Source organism: Dactylosporangium sp. CA-233914 (genome assembly GCF_050942935.1).
In the GTDB taxonomy this organism is placed as follows: Bacteria; Actinomycetota; Actinomycetes; order Mycobacteriales; family Micromonosporaceae; genus Dactylosporangium.
Genome location: NZ_CP192030.1, coordinates 4,261,298 through 4,287,828, shown reverse-complemented (window position 1 = coordinate 4,287,828; position 26,531 = coordinate 4,261,298). Strand labels below are relative to the sequence as shown.

Sequence of the window (26,531 nt, the reverse complement as noted above, 5' to 3'; positions counted from 1 at the left end):
CCCTCGCCCGTGTCGGGTCCGGCGAAGAACGTACGGATGTCCAGCGCCTGCTCCGGGGTGATCCGCTCCGCCGGTTCCTCCCGCAGGAAGTTGTCCCACAGCTGGCGCAACGTGAACGGCTTCCCCGGCACTGGGGTGTCCAGCAGATCGAAGTCCCCGCGCTCGTTGCGGGCCCTTGCCAGGTCCGCCTCGTGCGGCGGGGCGTAGTCCTGCGCGAACCGCTGCTGGATCTTCGCCGCGTTCGCGTCGAGAAACAGCCGAAGCTCCCGCGGCAGCGCCTTGAACGCACCGGTCCACTGTTCCCGGGCCGCCACCAGGAGCAGGTTCTTCACCAGGGTGCCGGCGGGCTCATGGTGCAGCGCGGCCACCGCCGACACCACCGCATACGCGTCCGCCAGGTAGCCGGCCAGCGTCGCCGCCGGCGAGACCTCGGTGAGATCCGGCCCGCCGCTGTGGAACTCTGCCGCGGCCCACGCCCCGAACGCCAAACCCTGCTCGGCCAGCCCGGCCGCCGCCGTGAACCCCTCGCTCGGTCTTTGGTGCGGGTAGCCGATGAGGTCCCGTATGAGGGCGTACATGTCCTCCACCGGGAAACCGAAGTTGTGCTGGACGTAGATCTCCCCGCTTGTTGGTACGAGCTGCCATTCCCGATAGTTGTCATCGACCCGGTAGTCCGGGAACATCTGGCCCAGCGTGGATCTCCTGGTGGCCCGCTGGATCGCCTGCCGCGTGCCGGAACGCACCGCGTCCGGATCCTCACCCTCCTCCTCGTCGTCCAGTACGAGCATCGCCGGCTCCACCAGTTCCAGGATCGTCCCGGCATCACCGTCGGCGTCGAGGCGGTGCCCCGCCGGTGACCAGGCCAGACCTTGGACATGTCCCTGGTCCACCGGGCCGGCCGGCCGAACCACCCAGACCGGCAACTCGAGCTCCGCACCCCCCAGCCCGCCCCGGAGCCGCAACCGCTGCCACCGGCCGCCCGTCCAGATGTAGTCATGCGTTCGCTGATGGGTGTGCGGGTCGACCCCATGGACCCCCGACTCGTCGGCGAACACCGGTACCCGCAGCCACACCCGCTCACCGACGAAGATGGCGGTGTACGCCCTCGCGCCGGCGGCGTGCTCGGCGATTCGCTGGTTCAACCGGGCCAGCTCGGCGCGGATGATCTCCCGCCGCGCCTCGGCCGCCTGCCCGGTGAGGCCGGCCGCGGCCAGTTCGGCGCCGGCCCGGTGCCATTCGACAGCGAGCGCCTGCCGGTCCCGCGCGACGGAACGTTCCGGCCGGTCGGGCAGCGCCGGCACCGCCCCGGCCGACAGCGTCCGCGGTGGCTGTACCTCGATGCGCAGCTGATGCCGGTGATCGAGCTGGCGGGCCTGCTCCCGCAGCCCCGGGAACCACTCGGGGGCGATGCCGACCGGCCGGAACACCACCGGCCCGTCGAACGCCTCTTGGTCGGTGGCGGTCAGCCGGTCGAGCAGGACGGCCAGCCAGGCCGCCCCGCCGGGCGTGCCCACCGTCGGGTCCCAACCCACCGGCCGGCCGTCCGGCGACGCGGGGTAGCCGACCACCACCCCGTCCGGCGACGGTTCCTCGACCTGGATCCCGCCCAGTGACCACACCCGGCCGTCCGCCGCCGGCTCGGCCGCGGCCACCAAACGGTTGGTCAGTGCCTGGAATCGCTCCGCCGCACGAGCCAGCTCGTCGAGCGTGCTCACCCCGGCGGCCAGTTCCACTGCCGCCGCCAGCCAGCCGGGCCGGCCCCAGAGCTGGGACGCCAGGGCGGTGAGCCGGGCCGGATCGCGGTACCACGTTGTGCCGGGCGCGCGGTCGAGCGCGATGAAGTGCCGCATCGCGGTCAGCCGGGCCGGGTTCAGCCCGCCGATGCCGTACACCAGCGCGGCCGCGAAACCGACGTCCAGCAGGGCCTGCGGATCGCCCGGCTCGATCCCGATCCGCTCCGCCAATCGGGACCAGCCGGCCCGCAGCGCAGCCGGCGGATCGACCACCGGATCCACCTCGGCCGCCGCACCGACCGCCTCGACCAGTTCCAGTACCTCGAAGTCGAGGTCATCGGGGCCACCGGGCGACCGGTACCGACCGGGATCTACCACGCCCGCGCCGAACAGCGCGTCCAGCAGGTCCCGCTCCGGGGCGCCGTTGCGGAGCTCGCCGAACGGCACGTACTCCGGGAAGGCGGGCGCCTCGGGCAGCGGCCGGCCGTTGCTGCTGCGCCCGGTCAATGCCCGGTGCACACCCCGGGCCAGTACCGCCACCTCCCACGGCGGCAACGCACCGGATCGCTCGGACCGCAGCGACACCTGACCGTGGTCCAGGCTCACCCACCAGTCGAGCCGGTTGTGCAGCCAGAAGCCGCCGCCTGGCCGCGCCGGCAAACGCTCGAACGGGCTGGGCAGGACCAGGGTGGCCGGCGGCTCGGCGGCCGACGGGCGGAACTCGAACTCCGTGGCCTGGCCGGGCAGGGTGTCCCAGCCCCCCGGACGCAGCGGACGCACCCGGGCCGACCGGGCCGGCGGGCTCGCCAGGTACTCCGTGGCCACCCGCAGCGACCGGCCGGCGCCGAGCTGATCCGCCAGCCGGGACGCCTCGTCCGCCCCGATCGCTCCGCTCGGCAGCAGTTCCACCACCGCCGACCCGCCGGGCAGCCGATCCAGTACCGCCAGCGCGACCGCCACCGCTGCGGCCATCGGCAGGCCGTCCCGCGCGTCCACCACCGCCCGGAACCGCGCGGCGTCCGCCGGCCAGTCCGGCACCCGGCGCAGCCGCTCCGGGTCCCGGCCAACGAGCACGCCGCCCGGACGGAGCCCCACGTGGTAGCCGGTCAGCCCGGCAAAGTCCGCGTCGGTCAGGTCCACCCGCCAGTCCCGCGCCGAACCGAGCTCGGCCGACGCCAGTTCGAGGCCGTACGCCTGCGCCTCGGCCAGCGACTCAAGGTGGAACGCCGAGGCGATGACGGACCGCCGCCAGTCGTCCCGGCTGGTGGCGGCGTACCGCTCCAGCATCCGCACGCTGAAGCCGGGGGTGTCCTCGGCGTCCGCCAGGCGCCGGTCGGCGTCCTGAGCAGCGCCGTGCAGCCGATCCTCCACCGGGCGGCGGACCAGGTAGCCGTCCTCAGGGCGGTACAGGTCCCACCACAGCGCCGCCGCCACGGCATGACGCTCGTCGTCCGGGTACAGCGGGTTCGCCCGCGCCGCCGCCAGCACCGCCTCGTTCGCACCCTCCCGCGCCAACCCCTGCCAGAAGTCCGCACGGCCGGCGCCCGCAACGAATTGGTACACCATGAACCGCTGAGCCGAGTGGAGCAGTTCGTGCTGGAGCGCCGTCACCATCGCGTCCGGCTCGCTGAGCGCGATCTCGATCGCATGCTCGGCGCCGTCGAAGACGGCCCGCAGGGTCTCGCCCTCCGGCGCCGGCGGCAGGAGCAGGACAGGCACCGCCGGGATTCCCTCGACGCCGGTCAGGTGGTCGGCCAAGGCTTGCAGCGCCTCGTTGGCGGCCGCCATGGCACCGGCGGCGAAGCCGGTCCACGCCGCCGCCAGCACCTGATAGTGGCTCCGGGCCAGGTCGAGGTAGGCGCGTCGCACCGCGGGATCGGCCATCCTGAACACGCGCAGACTGTCGTACGGGTCGACCGGCTCGGGCTGCACCGCGGACGCCGGTGGTAGCGGGGGTACCGCGGTGAACTCGGGCCCGACTTCGGTCCGCTCGCCGCCGTCGGCCGGGTAGCGCCAGAACCGGGCCAGGTCGTAGCGCAAGCTGATCGCACCGGTCGAGGTGAACCCGACGTGCATCGCGCGCAGCCGTCCGGGCCGGGACTCGACCCAGCCGTCACTTTCGTACACGTCCACGCCGAGCAGCCGGCGCAGCGTATCGGCCAGCCGGGCCGGGCGCTGCTCCGGTGCCGTGTCGCACGACGCGACAGCCAGCGGCTGTCCCAGCCAGCCGGGCGTGTTCCGCACGATCTCGGCGAACCGGGCGGGCGGGACGAACCTGCCGTTGATCCGTAACCCCCGGGCGTCCCCGTGCACGGCGAGCACGAAGGCCCCGGGGATGGCGGACAGCGACTCCGGCACCTGGGTATCCGGACCGCTCGGCTCCGACGGCCAGTACCGGCCGCCGGTGAAGCCGATCCCCGCGTCGGCGAACTCGCCGCCATCGGAGCCGCGCGACGCGGCGTTGGCCGGCGCCGCGGGCAGCCCACTGTCGTCGACCGTCCGCAGGCCGTCGTCAGCGGCCCACACATTGCCCGGCACCAGCCGGGCGACCTGTCCTTTCAGGTTCAAGCGCAAGGTATGCAGCGTCTTGACGGCTCTTTCGGACCTCGTCCGCAACTCGATCAGCTTTGCCGTGTGTCTCTGGGCTGCCTTCGCCGCGCCCCCCATCGAGCGCACGGCCTCGTGCCACGCCTCGGCTGCGGCGGCCGCCTCCCCGAGCCGGCCAGAGCCGTCCCCAACGGCCGGCTGCCGGCCGGGCAGCCTCACCAAATCCGCAGCCAGATCGGAAATGCTGCCATCATCGGCGGCTAGCCTGATTGCAGCATCTCGCAGCGCAGCGTCAGCCCGCTCCAACGCTCGCTCCGACAGGTGCAACGGACCGGCGTCGTACCGGCCGGCTCCCGGCACGACCTCGACGTGCAGCGCTCGAGCATCGCGACGGTCCTGATATGCCTGCATCGCCCCGGCGCGCGCTTGGTCGAACGCCTCCTCACTTCGGGCGCGTTTTGTGAGGAGCTCGACATACGAGCCTCGGCCGCGAGTCATGGCGGCAAACCGGCTTTGCGCATCGGCACGCTCCGTCGGGTCGCCATCCGACCCGGACAAGGCATCGCTGAACATGCGTTCGACGTGCTGCCACGCCTGGTCCTCAGCGACGACGGCATCCGCGAAAGCACGACGCGACGCGGGCAGGTCTCCTTGGGCCGTCTCCTCCTCCGCCGCCGCGGCCCGATACGCGGTGGCCGCGTTGTCCACGACAGTGACCGCCTCGGCCAAGGCGTCGACCATCCTGCTGGTCACCAGGCCCGTCGTGCGGGCCTCCAGCTCACGCAGGCGGAACCAAAGGCCGTTCGGCACGACCACGTCAACCGCCTCGGTACGCCCGTCCATCGTGGCGGCCAGCCGGTACACCACATCGGCGCGGAACTCGTAGGTCGGGCTAATGTCCCGGTATGACTGGTAGTTGCCCGGTTGGCCGGAGCCGGCCGTGCCGTCTTCGTCCGAGCCGGACAGGTGCGTCTCGCCGACGAGAGCGGACAGGTCAGTCTCGTTGATCGGCGAATCGTTCCAGTGATCCTGATCGAACGAGGTCTGGAAACGCGGGTCGGCGGTCATGCCGGCGATTGTCAAACGGTCCGACTCCTGGGCGGTGAGCACTACCTCTCGGCGCTCGATCCGGAAGACCTCTCCGTCCCGGCCCGCCAGCGAGTGCAGCCGCACGTTGCGCAGGTTGGCCAGCAGCCGAAGCTCCACATCTCGCCAAGTGCCCTTCACCGCGCTGCCGAGCGACAGCACGGACACGACCGGCAGGCGTAGGCCGGTTCGTTCGCCGTCCACGTCAGGAATCCGCCCCTCCGGATCCCGGTCCTGGGCATCGTTGATCTCGAAGAACGTGCTCTTCAGGGTGGCTCTGGAGAACAGTGTCCAGAGTGCGGTGTTCTGGTCGGAGCCAGCTATCCGGTACTCGGAGGACACCTGGTCCATCAGCGCCAGTTCATTGCCTGGATCCGACGTGCGGCCGGAGGCGAGCATGGTCAGCAACCGCTCCGCGGCGATGCGCAGCGCCCCGTTGCCCCACACATGCTCGGGCGAGAATTGCCGAGGCAGCCTCACCGCCCCCGGCTCGTTCTTCCACTCCACCAGCCGTCGCGGCTGCATCTGCCCGGGCGCCAGCAGGGTGGTGACCGGCGCACCCGGGCCCCGCCAATGGTTGGTGAGGTCCCCGGTCTCGGCGATCGGCGTGCTCATCGACTCCGGCACCCGCACGAGGAGGGTGACCGGGACGGCTTCGACGACCTCGGGGGTACCGCCCTCATACGTGAGGACCACCTCCGGGACAACCAGCGCCCTGAACCTCGTCGTCGGGCCGGTGGATGCTGTCGCGGATTGCACACGCAGCAGGTTTCCGTCGTGCCGTTGTACGGCATGGGCGGTGCCGCCGCCGGTCACCGCACCCGCCAGCAGGCCACGGGCCGCGCCGTGCCGATCGCCGTCACCGGCGACGAACCGCGCCGACCACCCGTGACCACGCGACTCACCCTGCACATTCTGGGAGCCGATGTCGGCGATGTGATAATCCTCAATGCTGACGTCGTGGCGCAGGTCCTGGAAGGTGGGCTCACCGCCCAGGCGCAACCGTAGCGTCGCCCGCACCAGCCGCCGGCCGACGTATGCGCGGCGGCGCAGCACCAGCGGCAAGCCGTCACCCATCAGCTCGTCCAGGAACGCGTCGAGTCCGTCCGCGCGGACTGTCGCCAGCAGATGACGCAACCCACCCCGCACGTCGTCGGCCAGATCCTGCGGCAGCGCCTGCGACAGTGAGCCATTGATCGTGTTTCGGATCAACCCGACCAGGTCGTCCAGGTCGACCTTGTCCTCCAGCACGTTGACCCCGAAGCCTCGGCCATGCCGGACGAACTCCGGCGGCCGCCAGCCGACGTTGTACCCCAATGGGAGCAGGATGTTATGCGGATCGAGACCCAGATCGCGGGCGTCGGACTCGGCGATGTAGACATAGAGGCCGTCGTTGACCGTGGCCTGCCAAACCGACTCCCGCAGCCGCGGCCGCCGCGACTTCGGCAACGCCTTGTCCAGCACTTCCCGGCCGCCCGGCAGTTCCGTGACCAGGTTCCCCCACCTGGCGCTGGCCAAGGCCGTATAGATGACGTCGGCCTTGTAGAGGAGATACCGGCCCGCGTGTGACCGGTTGCGTTCCTGCCCGCCGCTGACCTCCGTGCGATGGGCGCGGCCCTTGTGCCGGTCGAGCAGATCGTAGGCGCCGGCCAACCGACCGGCGAAGACGCCGGTGGGGTGATCGGGGGTTCCGCCGGGCCCGGCGAACACCTTGACCGTGTGCGTCGTGCCCCTGCCCCGTGTCACATACACCCCGGTGGTGCCCCGGTGGTAATCCTCCACCGACATGATGTCCACAATGGTGTAGAGTCGCCAGTTGGCCGGGGTCATCCGCACCGCCACCCCAGCGTGCCAGTCGGCGTAGCTGCCGTCACCGAACAGCCCGCCCACCAGCATCCCGCCCGGCGCGGTCAGCGTGGTCGAGTGCCCCTTGTTCATGACCGCACCGAACTGGTCGGCCAGCGCCTCGTCCACCGGTGTGCCGTCCGCCGTCATGATCGGCGAATTGTCAGTCACGTCCGCCAGCGCCCGCCGGGCCAGTCTGGTCACCAGCTCGACCGGCGTGTCCAGCGCGTCGATGTGAAACGCCCGCGACAGCTGCTTCGGTCGCGGAGCCTTCAGCAGTTCCTCGGCCGCCGACACCGGCACCTTGGTTTGGGCGGGCTCGGACGGGGCCGGGGCCGGCGACGTGGTCGCGCCGAGGGCCCGCCGCCAGGAGATGTCCGAAGGAGTCCACAGACTCATCGTGCCCAGCACCGCGTCGTTCCCGGTCAGCAATGGTTGCGGTGTGCCGGCCGCCAGCCGCCAGCCGCCGTTGGCCCAGGACAGCAGCGGTGACCGCCGCCAACCGCTGGGCCGACGGTAGTGCGACAGCGTCGCGTTGAAGTCGAGATCGAAGTCGAACGCCTCCACCCCCGTGGCCCGCATCGCCCACCGGTACGCCACTACCGGCGTCCCGTGCCCCCCGGATTGGCTGCGCGGCCAACTGGTCGCCCAGGTCACGCGCAACTGAACGCTGAGGTCCTTCGTCAGCCACTTCCCGACCGCCGCCAACCCCAGTCCGGTCGAGTACGACTGCTCTCTGGAGTGCGTGGAGCTCAGCTGGTCGGTCAGCACCGCCCCGTCGATCGGCTTGATCGTGTCTGTGCTGCCGACATGCCGTCGGCGGGACAGCAGGCCCTTCACCGTGAGCAGGTAGTGGTCGGAGTTCAGCGGGCCCACCCGCTTGAACCGGAACCGCAGGCCCCCGTCCAGCAGGGTAGGGCTGTCGGCGATCAGCGACCACCTGCCGAGGCCGTCGGCCAGCGTCTGGTAGTTCTCCACGATCGCGCTCAGCGCCGCCGGCCGGCGATGGAAGTCCTCCGGCCTGATGTTGCGCCACCCGGGGAACAGCGTCCTGGTGTCCTCGCGCCGCTCCAGCGCACCGACCAGGCCGTCATGCAACCGGCGCGCGCCGGTCAGGTCCGCCACCACCGAGGAGCCGATCGTGGTCGGGTGCTCCTTCATCAGGTACGGCGGCGGTTGCACCTCGTCGTCGTTGGTCGGCAGAAGGTCCGGGCGCTCCTTCGCCGGCGACTCACTCAGGCGCTCATAGCGGAACGCGACCGGGTCCGCCAGCCGCTGCGCCTCCTCGACAGGGATCCGCAGCAGCAACGACCCGGTGGCCCGCCTGACCTCCCCGGACCCCAACGGCTCGATCTCGAACCTGACGTCGGCCCTGTACAACGCCATCGGGCCGGCGAATTCAGCGATCCGCTGGCTGGCCGCACCGTTGCCGGCCGCGACGCCCTGGGTGCGTTTGAACGACTTGCCGAACCGCAACCGGAGACCGCCGACGACGGTGAGGCCCGGTCCCGTGTACCGCACACCCGGACCCAGACCCGCAGTGCCGGACAAGCCGTCGGTGATCCCGCTGCCGCCGGACGCTTCGATCGTGCTGACGAAGGTGTGGCGCAACGCCATGTCATTCACCGCTTCGGCCCCCGGCACCAGCGTCGCCGTGCCGAGTTCCGCCCGCACCCGCAACGCCCCGATCGGCGTGCCCGCTTCATCGATCAGCACCGGCGAATACACGTACGTGTCCACCATCTGGATGATCGTGTTGCCCACGCGGCTACGCTTCGACATCCCCAGGAGCGTCGTGCGGGCGGATCCGCCCACCGCCAGCGGGCGGCCCGCGGCTGCGAGAAGCGCCTCGGAGAACGCTGCGGTGTCCCCCACGTCGTCCACTGTGAAACCCCGGGGGACAGCCCCCTGCAGTTCGATGCTCTCCGGGGCTCTTGTCCCGCCTGCGCCCCGCCGCGGTCCCATCCCCGTACTCTGTCGGCTCCTCCAGGAGGAAGATCTCAGTCGTCCGGATCCCGTGCGGGCCAGACCGGGCCTCCCGGCCCTGGCAATGGTGGCAATCGGCAGGCCGGCGTCGGCGTCTGCCGGGCTGGACCCGGGCGGCTCCACCGACGAGGACTCGGACGCCACGGAGTCCACGGAACCCCGACGCAGCGGCTGCCCGTCGCCTGCGCCGAACGGCCCGACGCCCGATGGATCGGAGGTCGGCTCCTCGAACACCATCGCCCCGATGCTTTCAGGGGTCCGTGTCCCGCTCCCGCCCCGCTGCGGCTCCTTCCCCTTCCCCGATCGCTCCTCCCGGTTCCCCGATCGCTCCTCCCGGAGAGAAATCAGCCCTCCAGATGCCCTACGGGTCAGACCGGGCCGCCCAGCCCGGTCGCTGCCGACGATCGGCAGGCCGGCGTCGGCGTCGGTCGGGCTGGACCCGGGCGGCTCCGCCGACGAGGACTCGGACGCCACGGAGTCCACGGAACCCCGACGCAGCGGCTGCCCGTCGCCTGCGCCGAACGGCCCGACGCCCGATGGATCGGAGGTCGGCTCTTCGAACACCGTGGCCCCGAACAGCGACCGCCGGTCGGCGAGCGGCGATTCCGCTCCGGACGCGGCGCGGTTCGCCGACGGCCGGGTCATGTACTCCGGCAGCTCGACCAGGACCGCCTGGCGGAGCAGGTGGCTGCGCGGCGCACTGGAGATCACCTCGGAGGGCTCGGCGCCGGCTGTTCTGGTGATCACTGTCCACCGGCTGTCCGCGAGATAGGCGCTGACGCCTCTGCCACTGCGGAGCATCCGCGTGTGCACTGTGGTGGATGCGCTGGTCATGGTGGCCGCCGGCTGATTCCGGGTGAACGCGACGCGCAAGGAGGCGAAACCACCCACCATCAGGCCGAAGAGCGCGAAGGCCGGCACGGCGACGGTCCGGGACCGGGTGATCTGCTTGAGATACTTGCGACCACGGGCGGAGATGGTCGCGCTGTCCAGCCGCCGGGAGCCCTGTCCCACCTCCTGCGCAGTCATGGCGTTGACCAGCTTGACGCCGACCCAGACTTCCACCGCCGTGCCGTCTCGGTGCAGCACATAGTGCCTGGGGCTGACCATGAAGTCGTTGTAACGGTACTTGACGTCGAACGTCAGCTCGACCAGGCCGGGATCGGTCAGCGCCACCCGGCCACCCACCGCGTCCTCGACCAGCGTCAGCACCTCGGCCACCCGGTTGGGCTGCAGGGTCCCTCGCGCGGGGCCTAACTGTTGGTCGCGGACCAGGTGCTCCGGCAGTTGCATCGTAGCGGCAGCGGACTCCGGCAGGGCCAGGGGTTGGTCGGACTCGGGCGCCGCAACCGAGCGCTCGGCCGGCCGGAGCAGCCAGGCATCATGGACCCGCCCAAGTGCGACGGCACGGCCTGGCTTCTGCTTCAGCTCCTGCACCAGGTCAACCAGCTCGCGCAGGTTCGCATCGGTGACCGGCCCGTCGTTCTGGCCCCCGCCGCCCTGCGGCTGCAGGCGTTCCCGCTCCCAGTCACGCAGGATCGTCTGCAGCAGTTCCTTGCGGACCCCGTCCCGCACCGCCGGGACCTTCCGCCACTTCGGATCCCGGCGCACCGCGTCGACCAGCCGCCGCACCCGTTGCAGCAGGTCCGTGCGTCGCCGCGGGCTGCCCTCGGCCAGCTTGCCCGGATAGAGTTCGTCAGCCAGCTCCACCAGATGGAACAGGCGCCGCCTCGCCCATCGCGGGATGTCTGGCCGCGGGTCGCCCGGCCACAGCCGGGGCAGCTCCTGCCACAGCTGGGCGTGACTCGGCTGATGGTACAAGCCGACCGAGCCGACCGTCCCCGCCAGCCAGGATCCGAGGCCGGCCCCCGGCCCTGCGAGTTCGTTCATCAGCGACCACACCCGCCGGTGCCGGTCGGTACGATCGGCCGGACCGAACCCGAACCAGCGCGCCAGCTCCGCGTCGGCGACCGCCCGCTCCAGTTCGGTGTCCAGCCACTCCAGGTCCTCGCGGATCCCGGCCAGCACCTGCGACGTCAACCGCGCCGACGCGACCGACCAGCCGAATGGCACCTCGGACTGTGCACGTACTCCGCGCGACGTCCGCATCAACCGGTCGCTGAGCTGCCCCCAGGCCAGGGACAGCTGGTCGCGGTCTTCTCCGCTCAGCTTCCCCAGCCGTGCTCGCACCGCGGTGGCGGCCGCCGGGGCCTCCCCGACGACAAGTGCCCGCAGCGCCGTATCCAGCTCCTGGGGCTGCTCACCCCACAACGGGCGGAGCGTGTCCCCCGACTTGTACACATAGAGCAGATCGCCATGGTCGCCACGCACCGGGTACGCCTTGAACCGGCCCGGCCCGACCTCCTCAAACCCCTGCAACCGGAACGCCTCGGCGCCACCCAGACCACGCGCCGTCGCCCGCAACCAATTGCGCAGTTGCACATCCCAGTCACCGTTATCGAGGACGAATTCCTCCAGCTGCGCCAGCGTCGGGACGCGGTTCGGCCGGGCACCCGCCAGCACCAGGTCCAACAACGTCCGCGAGACATCCCGTCCTGACGTCCTGCCGGAACCGCCATCCGACAGGTCTGCTGGGAGCCTCGACGCCTCGCGCTCCAGGTAGCCACCACCGTCGAGCCGCTCCCACCCACGCAATGGGAGCAACCTGGGCATCTCCCACCCGTGCAGCGGGTCCGACGTGTCATCCGCCGGCTTGTACACATAGAGCACGTCACCCTCGTCGCCAAGGACCGGGTGCGCGAGGTTCCCGACCGCCTCGATCTCGACGAAGGCCTGCAACCGAAACGCCTCGACACCGCCGAGCTCTCGCGCCGCCTCCCGCAGCCATCGGTACAGTCGCTCCTCCCAGTGCAGATCCCTGGGCACGGCCTCGAGGTACTGTCGCAGCTCCGTCGGCGTCGGGATGCGCTGCGGCCGGGCACCCGCAGCCAGCAGTTCCAGCACCGTCCGCAAGACGGTGTCCTCCTCGGACGGCCAGTCGGAACCGCCGACCGACAGGCCCTCCGGAAGCTCTTGCCCGGAGCCGAGCCGATAGCCGCCGACGTCCGAAAGTTCCCACCTTTCCAACGGGCGGAACTGGCCGTCCTCCGACTTGTACACGTAGAGCACATCGCCCTGGTCACCACGCACCGGGTGCGCCTCGAACCGACCCAGCCCGACCTCCTCGAACCCCTGCAACCGGAACGCCTCGGCGCCCCCCAGACCACGCGCCGCCACTCGCAACCATTCGTACAGTTGCGCATCCCAACGGTCCTCAGCAACCGTCGCTTCCGAGAACTCCGCCAACTTCTCCAACGTCGGCACACGCGTCGGCCGGACACGTGCGACCAGCAGACCCATCCACCGCAGCCCGTCCTCCTCGGACGACGTCGCGGGCAGGCCAGGACGGCCGAGCGACAGGCCGGACGGAAGCCCTGACTCAACACCCGCGCGGTAACCACCACCAGCGGTCGGCTCCCATCCACGCACGTCCGGCGGCGCGGAAACCACAGCCGAAGGGACCGGGCGCGGGCCGGAATCCCCCCAGAACCACACCGGCGTGACCACGCCTCGCTCGTCACGGGCCAGTTCGAACAGCGGGCCGACCTCGCCTCGCATCGGCTCGACGTCGACGGACGAACCGTCGAGGAGGAAGACCTGCGCCCGGAACCCCAGCTCCCGCACCATCAGATCCAACAGACCCGGGTCGAAACGATCGTCCAGCACCGCGTCACGAGGGACCGCCCCCTTGTCGCGCAGGTACTGCCACAGCCCGTCGACAGTGACCTCATGCCCGAGCGCGGCCAACTTCTGCGCCACCGAGTCCACCAGGCTCCGGCTACCACCGCCGCTGGCAATGCCCGCGTACATCGACCCCGGCAGGCTCCTGGCCTGCACGCCTGGGAGAGCCTGGTAGGCGCCGTCGGACTGGGTGTCCCACGCCCGCTCGCGCAGCGGGCGGTACCGGTCGTCCGCCGACTTGTACACGTAGAGCACATCGCCCTGGTCACCACGCACCGGGTACGCCTCGAACCGGCCCGGCCCGACCTCCTCGAACCCCTGCAACCGGAACGCCTCGGCGCGCCCCAGACCATTGGCTGCCACTCGCAACCATTCGTACAGTTGCGCATCCCAACGGTCCTCGGCAACCGTCGCTTCCCCGAACGTCGCCAGCCCCTCGAGCGTCGGCTCACGCAACGGCTGGACATCTGTGACCAGCATGTCCCGCACCCACCGCAGCGCATCCTCTTCGGACGCCGTCTCGAGCAGGCTTTCGCTGCCGGCCGACAGGCCGGCCGGCAGCGCCGACGCCACACCTTCCCGATAGCCACCGGAATCGGCCAGCTCCCACCCTTGCAACTCGTGGAACCGGCCGTCCGCCGACTTGTACACGTAGAGCACCCCGCCCTGGTCACCACGCACCGGGTACGCCTCGAACCGGCCCGGCCCGACCTCCTCGAACCCCTGCAACCGGAACGCCTGGTCACCCAGAAGACGTACCACCGCCCACAACTGTTCGTACAGGTCCACATCCCAGACCAGACCGAGAGGCGGCAGATCGAGATTCCGGCGCTCCGGCTGCATTGCACGGTAATTGGCGCTGACTCCGGTCAGCAGATCCATTACCCACCGCCGATTTTCCTCCTCGGACGGCCCGCTGGAACGGACAACCGACAGGTTCGCCGGAAGCGCTGACGCCACACCCTCCCAATACCCACCACCAGCGGTCAACCCCCACCCACGCATGTCCGGTGGCTCGGGAAGCACATCCGAAGGAACCGGGCGCGGGCCGAACCTCCCCCGTGACCACACCGGCATGACCACGCCTCGCTCGTCACGGGCCAGGTCGAACAGCGGGCCGAACTCGCCTCGCATCGGCTCGACGTCGACGGACGAACCGTCGAGACGGAAGACCCGTGCCCGGAACCCCAGCTCCCGCACCATCAGATCCAACAGACCCGGGTCGAGACGATCGTCCAGCACCGCGTCACGAGGGACCGCCCCCTTGTCGCGCAGGTACTGCCACAGCCAGTCGACAGTGGTTTCCCAACCCCAGTGCACGGTCATCTTCTGCGCCACCGAGTCCACCAGGCTCCGGCTACCACCGCCACGGGCAATGCCCTCGTACATCCAATTGGGCAAACCCCTGGATCGGATCGGAATGGGAACCACATGGTCTCCCAACGTCATCTCCGTTGTCTGCCATTCGCCCTTGCTGATCCGGCCGTCTGGCGACCGTCGCACATAGAGCACCTCACCCCGGTGACCGAGCACCGGGTTTTCCTTGGGCCGGCCCGGTCCGACCTCCTCGAACCCCTGCAACCGGAACGCCCCGACGCCGTCGAGACCATGTGTTGCCAGCCACAACCATCTGTGCAGTTGCACATCCCAAGCCTGGCCCTGGGGCACTTGGTCCCAGAACTCAGACAGCTCTGCCGCCGTCGGGTCGTGTCGCGACCCGGCGAGCAGGTGCTTCAGGAGCTTCAACACGTCCTGCACGATGAGGCTGCGATCCGGTCGGTCGGGGCCTTCAGGCATCAAGGCGACCGCCGACGCTGGTGGAGCCTGGTTCACCAGCGACGTCTCGACAACCCCGGCCAAGTCCTGCAGAAAGTCGGCCACCTCCGCGTGCACCGACCCGGTGGCAATACTCGCCACGTCCAGTCGCCTGGCGGCTGGCGACTCCATCCCGGGATAGGTCGCCATCCACCAATCCTGCACGATGAGATTGCGCAGCTCCGCCCAGAGTGCCTCCATGTTCTCCCGGTCGTTGCCGTGGAGCTGGTCGAGCTGTTCCCGGACCTGCCGCTCGATGATGGGCCGGCCGTCCACCGCGCTCGCCCGCGTCCACATCACGGCCTGCCGCCAGTGCGCCGCCGATATCGCGCTGACCGGTACCGGCTCCTCGGAGGACTCCATCGGCCGGCCGACCAGGTCCGGCTCGTCACCGATGTCGGCGGCGGTGGCCACGACCGCGCCGGGCGGCCGACCTCCCCCGGCCGACACCCCATCCGTCCGCGCGAACAGCCGTTCCAGCTGCCGCTCCCGTTCGATGGCGGGCCCCTCCAGGGGCAGCGCGGCGTACTCGGCGAGCACCGCCGTGTGCGCGGCCCGCGCCCGGACCAGGGCGAGAGCGAGCCCGGCCCGCTCAGGCACGCCGACGGCCGCATCGTGCTGGCGCACCATCTCGCTCATCTCGCGGTAGGCGTCCCGCCGGCGCCGTTCCACCGCCTCGGCGGCACGTCCGTCGTAGCCCGACCGGTTGTGGTACAGCCGCTGCGCTTCCTCGTATTCGCGGGTGCCCTCGACCACGGGGTGGTGCAGCGCGGCCTGCAGCACATCGTCTCGGTCGATGTCGAAGAGCCGCCGCAGCTCGGTGACCGTCCGGCGGTCGGCCGGCAGTGTGGCCGCCAGGTACTGAGCCATCGCGAAGTGCTGCTCGGCGTGCTCCCACTCGTGGCGCATGGTGGTCACCGCAGCCTGCCAGGTGCCGAGGCCCGCGGACAGCAGCAGCTGCCACGACTTGCGCCGGAAACCGCCGTGCAGATCCGCGAGATGCCGGGTGGCAGAGAACTCGGGAGCTGGAACGTGGCCCGATCCGGGCGGGTTGAGCGTCGTGGACAGGTACGTGAAGAGTTCCCTCGTGGTCTCCTCTGTGGGCACGGCGCCCATCCGCCGGCCGATTCGTTCCGCCTCCTCGTAGTACGCGACCAGCTTCCGGTCCTCTGGGAGGTGGTGATCCAGCCGCTCGGACACCAGTTCCTGGATAACCAACCGGGCCAGGCTCCCTGGCGGCCACCGGCGGAGCCGCTCGTCCAGTCCGTCCCACACCTCCGCCGGTGGGTTGACGCCGGGGGCGCCGACGAGCAGCTGGAACTCGCCCGTCGTCGGTGCGGCGACCCGGGCGATCACCGTCTCCGGCACGCCGGGGGGCTGGATCCAGGCCCGGCCCGGATAGCGGACGAACGTGTACCCCGCAGCCATCGGCTCCCGGCTGACCTCGCCCGCCGCGTCGTCACGCGGCACCGCGAGTCGGTTGCCGAGCGCACGGATGCCGGTGACGGCGCTGTACTCGTACCAGCCGGTGCCGCCAGCGTGGATCGCCAGATCGTCCTCCGCCAACCCGACCTCGCCCTGCGGCGCCAGCACCCGCGCCGAGGTGGCCAGGGTCGCGGCGACCGACCGCCCGTCGGGGCCCGGGACGACGGCGCCCGGGTCGACGAAGACGACGGTGACCGCAGCATCCAACTCATTGACCATTGTGGACATCTCGGCGAGCGGAAGCGGGCCGTGCACGGTCTGGACGGTCCGCGCGACCGGGTCGACCCGCCCCGTGACGACCAAGGTCGGGTCGGACGTCGCGTCCGAGATGCCGTACCGCAGCAGCACGGCGAGCAGTCCCTCCCGCATCGCCTGGCTCCGCTCGGCGTGGACGGGCAGGACGAACAGGTCGGGGACCCCGCGGACGGCCACCGGGCCGCGTGGCAAGGAGTCCGGGCCGTGCCACGCGACGGCCGGCCGGCGGTCCAGCGGCAGCGGGTCGACGATACCGTTCACCCTCGCGCGGATCGCCGCAGGCACCTCGTCGCCCGGAACGCCCACGATGACCAGCGGCCCGGCGGGCAGCGGCTGCCCCAGTGGCAGCGCCGGTCCGGTCACGCCCGGGGGCAGCTCCCGCGGGCGGACCCACAGCACCCTCCTCCCTTCGCGGGGAAGCGTGGCCACCTCGATGCGATACGGGCCGTCGGCCAGAAATCCGTAGGGGTTTCCGGACGGTGCCGGGCCGGGATAGGCCAGCACCCACCTCGTCAGCGGCGGCAGGGTCCGGCGGCCCAGGGCATCCACCGGTACCAGATGCCCGCCGGTCTCGACCTGGCCGGCCAGACGGTTGCCGGGCAGGGCGAGGATCGCCCGCGCGGGCAGGATGTCCCCCGCGAGCCGCGTCAGCTCCGCCGGGGACAGCGTCGCGCCGGTGCGCGGCAGTCGGACCAGCTGCCGGGCGGCGATCGCCGGCTCCAGGTTGTGCAGGTACTCGCGCACGGCACCCAGATCGCCTGTCGCGGATGGGTCGACAAGCAGGATCTCCCGGCCACCGACCGGCATCACCGAGGCTAGGGCGGCGGCGGGCACGGCCGGGGCGGGTCCTCGGTGGAAGACGTACACGTCGCGGCGGATCTCCCGGATGCCGTGGCCGTCCGGCAGCGCCGGCACGCGGGCCGCGAGCCGCTGTTCCCTGGCCACCCGCGCCGCTTCTTCCTCCCGTGCCCACCTGCGCTGGTTCTCGATCAGCGTCATCTGCTGCTGTACCGACAGGCCCCGGCCCTCACCACCTCCCGCGAGCACCCGCGACTCCGCCTCGGTCGGCAGGGTCCGGTCGAACGCCCGCGGCGCCCGGACCACCCGCGTGCCCGGATCCACTCCCGGCCCCTCGCCGCCGTACGGGTTCCGCCCTTCGGCGACCCGGTCCAGCTGCTCGCGCAGCTCGGCGATGCGTGCCTGCCGCGCCGCGACGTCCTCGGCCGGCGCGCCTTCCGCCGAAAGCCGGTTCAGCTCCGCCTGCCGCCGGTCGGCAAACATGCGGTACGCCAGCACGACGTCGGCCCGGGCCGTCGGTGACAGCCAGCCGTCGAACCGCTGCCCGTCCAGGATCGCGCGTTCAGCCGAGGTGACCGGACCCGGCACGTCCGGGGCCGGCCGTTCCACCGGTTTGGCGGGCGGTGTTTCCTTCGCGCGATCGGCGGCGTTCTGCTCGGCCCCCTGCGCCGCCCGCCTTTTGTTCGCCTGCTCCAACCGTGAGGCGTTCTGCTCGTGCCAGTCGTCGCGGGCCCGCTGTGACGTCTTCTCCTGCCTTACCGGCTGTTCCACCGGTTTGGCGGGCGGTGTTTCCTTCGCGCGATCGGCGGCGTTCTGCTCGGCCCCCTGCGCCGCCCGCCTTTTGTTCGCCTGCTCCAACCGTGAGGCGTTCTGCTCGTGCCAGTCGTCGCGGGCCCGCTGTGACGTCTTCTCCTGCCTTACCGGCTGTTCTGCCGGTTTGGCGGGCGGTGTTTCCTTCGCGCGATCGGCGGTGGTCTGCTCGGCCCGCTCGGCGGTCTCCACATCCGGCCGGTCGCCCGACGCGGGCAGCGTGAACAGCCGGTACCCGGTCCGGACCGGCACCAGCCCGGACTCCAGACGCGGCCCCAGGTCGGCCGGGCTCGGCTCCGCGACGGGCAGGCTGACCGACGCCGGCCGGGGCGACGACAGCGGCGGCTCGGGCGGCGGCGGCGCTTGCGTCTGCGGCGCCGACATGTGACGGTCCGGCGTACGCGGCGCGGGTTCCACCGTTGACGACCCGCTCGCCGGTAGCTTCGCTGCGACCGTGTTCGAGGGCCGCGACGATGCCGGTGCCGTCGGGCGGGTCGAATGCGGCGCCGAGACCGGATCGCTGGAGACCGAGTCGCGGTCGCCCCGGCCGCCCGGCAGTTCCTGATTCGCGCCCTGCGGCGCCCGGTCCTCCCTGAGGCGCGCGACGTGCGCGGGATCCTCCAACTCGGTGCCGCTGCCGCCCGGGTCGCGCTGCTGGCCGCCGCCGGTACCGCTGCCGCCGGCAGGGTCCGACCCGCGGACAGCCGGCGCGCTTTCCTTTTCCTTCGGCGCGCCCCGCTCGCCCTGCGCCCGGCCCGATAGGGAGGCATCGCCCGCCGGCCGGTCCTCGACGAGCGTGACAGGCGGGTACTGCTCGACCTCCACCTGCGAACCCTGGCCTGTCGAGCGGGCCGCAGTGCCCCCACCGCCACCGGCGCCGGGCCCTCCGCCGCCGCCGTTACCGCGGCTCAGGACCTGGCCGCCACCGGACTGGGCGCGGGTGCCGAAGCTGAACTGCCCGGCGTCCGGGTCGTACTGCAGTTGCCTGATCGGCAGCTTCCCGGTCCACGAGTCCCGCAACCGGCCATCCTGCCCGAGCCGCAGGTCCGTGAGCTCACGAACCGGGGTCATGCTCCTGCGGTCGACCGCGGCGGTGCGGATGTTCACCGTCATCACGTCAACGTTTTCGGGCGCGACGAGCACCTCGCGGGTCTGGCCGGTGTCCCGGTCGACCGTGTAGTACCGCGTCCGCCCGTCCGCGCCGGCGCCCTCCTCGCCGGCCCTGGTCCCGCCGGACCGGACCACCTTCACCAGTACCCACTGCTTGGCCTTGGGGTCGTAGACCAGCGGCCGGACCTCCGCGTCGCCGGGCCGGAGCATTCCTCCCCGCAACACCGCGCCCGGACCTTCCGCAGACCGGCCCGGCCCGGAGCCCTCGATCCGGCGGCCGGAGGCGTCACCCGCCGGACGGATCACCCTGCCGAGCAACTCCTCGCTGTACCCATTGCCGTACGCGGCACGGTGCCAGCCTGCGTCCCGGTGCGGGCCGGGCTCGGCGAGCAGGTAGAAGTAGTCGCCGTTCGGTTCGATGCCGTCGTCGGAGCGCACCGGAGCCCGGTTGTACGTGCGCAGGTACATCCCGCCGTTCTCGGACAGCCGGAACATCTGCACCTTCAGCGCGGGCTCGGCTTCGACCGGGCCCCGCCCGGGGATCTCCTGCTGCTTTGCGGCGATGACCGTATCCAGCCGCTTGGTCTTCGGTTCGACCGTGATCAACGTCGTGGTCTTGTCGCCGAACCCCGCAAGCTTCGTACTGCCGTCGGGGCCGATCACCTTCCGCCTCGCCCACAGGGAGCCGGGGGCGTCGTAGGTGTCGAACGGACGCATGTCGACCAGCTTGGCGCCGGACCCGACCCGCGCCGGCCGCAGTGCTCCGGTCGCCGGATCGAACTCCTCGAAGATGTAGCGACCCCGGCCGAGATCAAGCCTGCCCGCCGAGGTGTCCGGCTCCCCGTCCAATCGGCGACCGGCGTCGATACCCGGTTGCGAGTTCTCCGACAGCGTGGCGATGTACCGCTGGCCGCTGGCGTTGTCGGTCATGACAAACTGCCGGCCGTGGTCCGGCACCGCGCTGGTACCACGCGGGACAGACTGCAACGGATCGGTTTCGTACGCTGCCACCGGCCGCACGACCGGCCGCACGACGTCCGGCATGGACCCGGCAGGCCCGGCCGAGGCCGACCCGCGGGCACCGGACCCGCCGCCCTCCAGCGAGTGCTCGGCCGGGCCGGTCAGCCTGTGGCCGGGGACATCCTTGTTCTCGAATGCCCCGACCGCCCGGTCCTGCGCCTGGTCCTGCGCCTGGTCCAGACGCCCGTGGTACTCGAACCGGGGGCCGAGCCCCCGGACGAGGTGGTCGACCCCGTAGGGCACCGGCGGCGTCGAGCGCAGCCACGCCTCCACGTCGAAGTTGGTGTCCGGGCCGAAGATCCGGCTGTGGAAGTCGTCCACCACATCGCGTTCGTACGCCTGGTAGACCCGCTCCCGGGCGGGCGCCGTGACGTGGTCACCCGGCCCGGTGCGCTGCTCGTTGAGCTCCCGCAGGGCCTCCTGGTCGCCGCGGCGCAGCAGCGCGTCACGTACCGTTTCGAGCCGGGTGCCGGCCACGATCGCGTCGATACGGTCCCGCAGCTTGGCCAGCTCGGCCTCGACGGCGGCCGGCTCGAACACGCGGGCGTCCAGCGCCTCTCGCGCCTTGGCGACCGCATCCCCCACCGCGCGTCGCGCGTCGGCCGCCGCCCGGCCGACCGAGCCGGACGCGTCCAGTCCGCGCCGCTCCGCCTCCATCGCGCCGGCCCGCGCCGCGGCGCCGATGACGACCAGCGCGTCGGCGGCCAGCCGACTGGCACCGACCGCGAAGACGGCCCGGCCGGGCACGCCGTCCAGCAGCTGATTGACGGCGAACCGGACGCGGCGGAGCATCGCCTCGTCGACCTTCGGCGGGTCGGCCACGAAGCCGGGCGCCCGCTCATCCACTATGGACCGGGCCCCGCCCCGGACGATCCGCACCAGGTCGGCCTTCTGACGGTCGCTCAGCGGGTCGCGCAGTCTCGGCTCCAGCATGGCCGGCTCCGTCATCCGCTCGACCATGTCCAGGACCGGCTGGGTCTCCACCAGATACGTGATGCGGTTCCGGATGGCCGGCGCGAGGTCCTGGAAGTCCAGCTCGATGGTGCGGGTCCAGCGCTGCGGGTCTTTCACGGCCCGCATGATGTACCTGGGCGCCCACAGGTTCAGGTACTGCTCGCGGGCCGCGTCCATCGCCTCCCGCCGGGCCGCGGTGACCCGCTCCGGGTCGACGACCGCCGGCCGCCCGGCCATGGCGTCGGCGAACTGGGCCGCGGCGCGCTCGGACATCCGGTCGGCGCCCTGGTGCATGACCCGGTAGACCGGCAGCTGGTCGACCATCTCGGCCAGCTTGCCGGCGGCACGGTCCCAGTTCCCGGCGGCGCGGATGCCCTGCAGCTGATCGGTGGCGGCCTCGGTCCAGGCGCGCAGCGCGGGCTGGGAAACCGTCTCCGCCTCGCCTTCGGCGTGCCACTGCCGGTACGCCTCATTCGCCCGCGCCGCGATCTGCGTCTCGCCCACACGCTCCCGCAGGCCGTTGCGGAGGTCGTCGAGCAGCTCCCCGTAGCGCTCCTGCCAGGCCGCGCGTTCCGTCTCGGACGGCGCCCGGACCTCATCGGCGCTGCGCCCCATCGCCTCGGCGAACTCGCGGGTCGCGGCCTCGCCGAACCGCCCAAAGGTGTCCGCCACCACGGCGTCGCCCAGCCGGCTCGCCCCGGGAACCTCGCGATGGACCCGGGCGAAGTCGACCGTCAGGTTCGGGAAGTCCCGGTCGAGCAGCGTGGCGGTGCCGATCCGGTCACGCAGGCCATCGCGGAACGCCTCGGTCGCCTGGCCCAGCGCGGAGCGCCAGTCCCGGTCGCCGAGCGGGTCCCGGTCACTGAACAGGCCGTCGTTCGTGGCCTCGGCGTTGTCGGCGGCGACAGTTCTGGGCAGGAACGGCGGCGCGGTGTACGGCACGGTCTTCGACGGCTCGGTCAGGGGGACGCCGGCCTTGGAAGGCTCGGGGGTGGTGGTGGCCGACGAGTTGTCGTCCGGCCGGGACCTCGGCGGCCTGACGAGCTCACCGCCGGGCTCGTGCGCCGGCCGGACGAATGGGTTGTCGGACGATCGCAGTTGATCGTCGAGGCGCTCGTACGACCGCAGAGAATCGGCATCGGTCTCGCTGGACCGCACCGACTCGGTGTCGAAGAGAGAATCGGCATCGGTCTCGCTGGACCGCACCGACTCGGTGTCGAAGTCGGCCGATCGAACGGACTCGGTATCGGGCTCGGACGGCCGCGCCCATCCGTCCCGCAGCGCCGCAGGAGGTGCGGATAGTGCCGCGGGATGCGCGGACGACGCCGCGGGATGCGCGGAGGGCGTCGGCGGCTCGTTCGGCGTGGCCGGCCGCGCCTTCGGTTCGGCGGGCTCCGACTGCGGCTGCGGGCGCGCCGGCTCGGGCGTCAGACCGGACCGGACCATCGCGATCCGGGCGTCCTCAGCCAGCCGTGCCGCCCGGCCCAGTTCGTCGCGCACCAGCGTCTCGGCCGTCGTGACGATCGCCTGCTCACGCCTGAGGAACGCGGTCCGCTCGAATACCTTCAGCTGCGCGTCGCGCGGCTCCACACCGGCCTGCTGCCAGGGGGTGAGCTCGTTCCAGCGGTGCTCGTAGTTCGCGTACGCGTCCGCCCAGTCCCTGATCGCCTGGTCCGCCTTCACCCCCGGGTACGCCGCCTGCCAATCCGGGTCGTTCGGGCGCGGCGTCGGCGTTTCGAGGAACCTATTCCGGGCCGCCAGAAGATCGGTGCTCAGCTCACGCACGGTGTCTTCGACGCGGCCAGGATCGATGTCAGCAGGCCTCGGCCCGACCACCACAGCACGCAGGTCCAATGCCACACCCTCGCCCCGGAGCTGCTGGTAGAGCGTCTCCTGCAAGGAAGGCAGCGGCTCCGGACCCAGAGACGACAGCCCCCTGTCCCGGAAATCGGTCAGCATGTCCAGCCGCTGGTTCGCGTCCTCGCGCGCCCGCGCCGACGCCTCGTCCACCACCCGGGTCTCCGCGGTCATGGCCACCTGCCGCGCGGCGTCGTTGATAGCCCCGGCCAGCCCCTGCCGCACGTTGCCGATCAACGCCCGTTCGGTCGCGAACCGGGTCAGCTCCGCGTCGGCCCGCGCGAAAGCCGGGTCGGCCGTGAGCTGCTCACGCCGTACGTCGACACCCAACTCCCGCAGCCCTGACACCCGCTCGTTGATGGGCTCGAAGGTGAGCGGATAGGAGTCAGGGCCGTGCTCGCCCGTACCCGGCACGATCGGGCGCGTGCCCAGCACCTGCCAGTTCGTGCTGCGGACGACCGCGTCGCGCTCGCCGTCCAGCTCGGACTGGCGCTGCTGCAGCGCATCCGCCCGCTGCTGCTTGACCTGGTAGTCGGCCCGCAGCGCCTCCGCGTCGGGCGGCCGGGTCTCCCCACCCGCCGGCCGCTCGGCGCGCGGCGCGGGCGTGGTCTTGGTCCAAGCCGCGCGGCCGTCGATGAGCTTGGCGCCGTCGCCGAGCGTCTGGCGCACCGAGGCTTCGTGCTTGTTCATCGCGTTCCAGGCGAGCTCGCGGTCGCCGAGCTGCGACCGGGCACTCACGCCCGTCGTGTTCGCAACCTCGTCGCCGGGCCGGGAGACGGCGGTCGGCTCGGTGCGGCCGGCCTTCGCTTCGATGCCCTGCTCAATGCTCCGGCGCTGCTCCGCCCGGATCTTGTCGATGTTCTGGTTGATCCCGCTCATCGGGTCGTCGAGCCGAGTCCTCGGCGTGACCAGGTCACGCTCCGGCGACGCCGTCTTCAGCCAATCCGGCACATCCGGGCCGCGCTTCAGCAGGGGGTCGCCCCCGTGCTTGCCGTACGCCGGCGGCGGCTCCCCGTCCATGGCGGTGCCGCGCGCACCGGGAGGCACCACGCGCTGGTCCGGCGCGGAGGAGTGGCTGACACCATCGGCCGATCCGCGGTTGGTGCCCCTCCCCGCGCCGCCCGACGAAACGCCGCTGTCCCGGACCGACGAGACGCCGCTGTCCCGGACCGACGAAACGCCGCTGTCCCGGACCGACGGGCGGTCACCGCCGAGCCGCTTCGTCCCATCGCCGGTCGTGTGGTCCGTACGCGCCACGGTCTTGCCGGCGGTGGTACCGTCCGCCGGCATCGTGGTCGCCTCGGCCGGCGAGCTACGGCCGACCGTGGTCGCCCGATTCGTTGCCGGGTTGGTGGCGCCGGAACCGCCGGAATGTGAACCCGACTCCGGCATGATCAGGTCACGCGGCTGGCCGACGGGCGCCGGCGGACGCCACTCAGGCGGCAGCAGATCACGGAAGCCACCCACCGGTGTCCGGCCTTCCCGCACCTGGCGAAAGACGTCCAGGTAGTCGGGCACCGGGTCCTGGGCCGCTTTCAGATACGTCGGTGGCGGCTCGCTGGTCGCCGCACCGACTCCGCCTGGCCTGTCCAGCGGCTCCGGACGGACCGGTTGCGGAGCCGGCCGTTGCACTGCGGCCGGTGGATCCGACTTCACGGGCAACTGCTCGCCCCGGACCGGTAGCCCCGCCCCGGGCGCCGTCTCCCCCAGCCCTGGAGGCTTGACGTCCCGCGCGACGGCGGAGAAGTCATGCGACACCATCGCGGTCCGCACGTCGTAGACATTCGTCGGCGCACCCGGCTGCGGGCCGTCGATCGACGACCGCGAACTCACCGAGTCGCTCGACGACCGCGAGCTCACCGAGTCGCGCCACGACCTCGCGCTCACTTGACTCACTTGATCCTCGGGCAGCGGCTGTGAGGCGGCCGGCTGATGCGCCGCGGGCTGGCTGTCGAGCGGCGAGCGCGGCGCACCGGGTTGGTTCACCGGTAGCGGATCGCCGCCGCCCGGTCGGCCCAACCTGGTGGGTTGGGGGCCAGGCGCCGCGTTCGGAACGCTGGGGTCCACCGGGCCGGCATCCACCGCCCGGTTCACCGGCGGGGTCTCCACCGTTGCGCCGCCACCCCCTGGCCGGAAGCCTGGCGCGTCAACGGGCGCGCTCGTGCCCGGCGGCGGGCCGGACGGCTTCACCGGCACGCGAGCGGCCGACTGCCACTCCGGCCCAGGCCCTTGCGGCCGGCCTTGGCCACCATTGGGCTGAGCCGGGTTGCCCGGACCTGCGGACGTCGGCCGGGGGCCTTCAGCGCCTGGCGGTCGGGGGCCTTCAGCGATGTGGGATTCCCCAGCGCGGGCGGCGGCGGCCGGTGCGGTGTTGCTATTGCCGGCGACCAAGCCGGGCGGATTGTTCGAGGACGCGCCGACAACTCTGGGTGGGTCACGCGGCGCCACCACCGGGACCGGGTCGACCGGCCCGTTCAGCTTGGCCGGCTGGAGCGTGCCGGTCCGCTGCGGCGGCACGCTCGAGGAGGAGGACGGTCTCGGTCGCACCTCAGGCGTCGACACTCCGACTCGCGCGGCGGGGCCGGGTCCCCCATCACGAGCCACCGCCCCCAGCGGGCCGCCCCCTGGTACCCGCGTCGGCGGAGCCGAGCTGGCGGCGCTCACCGGCCCCTTCGCCGCGGCGGGCGGCACCTTGCCGCCGATCGGGCCCAGCGACACGTTCACCGCTCTGGACGCGATGCCCGCAGCGGCGGCGGACGGGCCGGGCAGTGAACCCGCACCTCTGCCGGGCGAACCGCTCGACCTGCCCGCGGACGGGCCGGACGTGGACCCGCTGACCGGCGCCGCATCATCGGCCTTCGCCGGCCCGATCGCCGACCCCTTGCCCGACCCCAGTACTTTGCCGAGGCTCAGGGAGAACAGCCCACCCATCCCAGCGGCGACAGCGACGTTGATCCAGCTTTCCTTGGTCATCTCGAAGCGGCCGTTGATGGTGGAGCCGATCAACTGCGCGAAGACCTCGACCGCGATCTGGGTCGAGGCGAACACGGCCGCGCCCAGGGCAAACTCGAAGACCAGGGTGAGGGCCGTGGTCCAAGCCCCGGCCACGCCGGCGATGACTCGGGCCAACGCACCGGCCAGGGCGCCGATCGCCGGTCCGACCGCGAACCCGACGAAGAGCCCGGCAGCGAGTCCCAGAAAGAACGCCAGGATGCTTACGAGCTCGCGCTTGATGGCGTCGCGTGTCGCCTGGGCCAACTTGCGCATCTGGCGTGCCCAGCGCCGACACAACTCGGCGGTGTTGGCAAGCTGCTGATCAACCTTCGACGCGGCGAACACAGCCGCGTCGTGAGCCGCGCCGTCCCAATTGGCGGCCTGGACCGCCGCGGAGGTGACGGCCCGCAGCCTTTCGATGTCGTTGGCCTTCGCATCCCACAGGGCTGCGAGGTCGTCGAGCTTCGCGGGATCCGGATGGAGACTTTTTGCCAT

The 26,531-nt window shown here is 71.7% G+C and carries 1 protein-coding gene (cut by a window edge); it reads right to left on the bottom strand.

Annotated elements, in window-relative coordinates; all coding sequences use genetic code 11:
- A protein-coding gene (locus tag ACQPY0_RS19355) for a hypothetical protein (RefSeq protein WP_432990717.1) crosses the window boundary here: on the bottom strand, positions 1–26,531 show its 5' portion. 2,830 nt of this gene lie to the left of the window's left edge; the window shows 26,531 of its 29,361 coding nt (coding positions 1–26,531); it begins with the start codon at positions 26,529–26,531; the stop codon falls past the left edge of the window.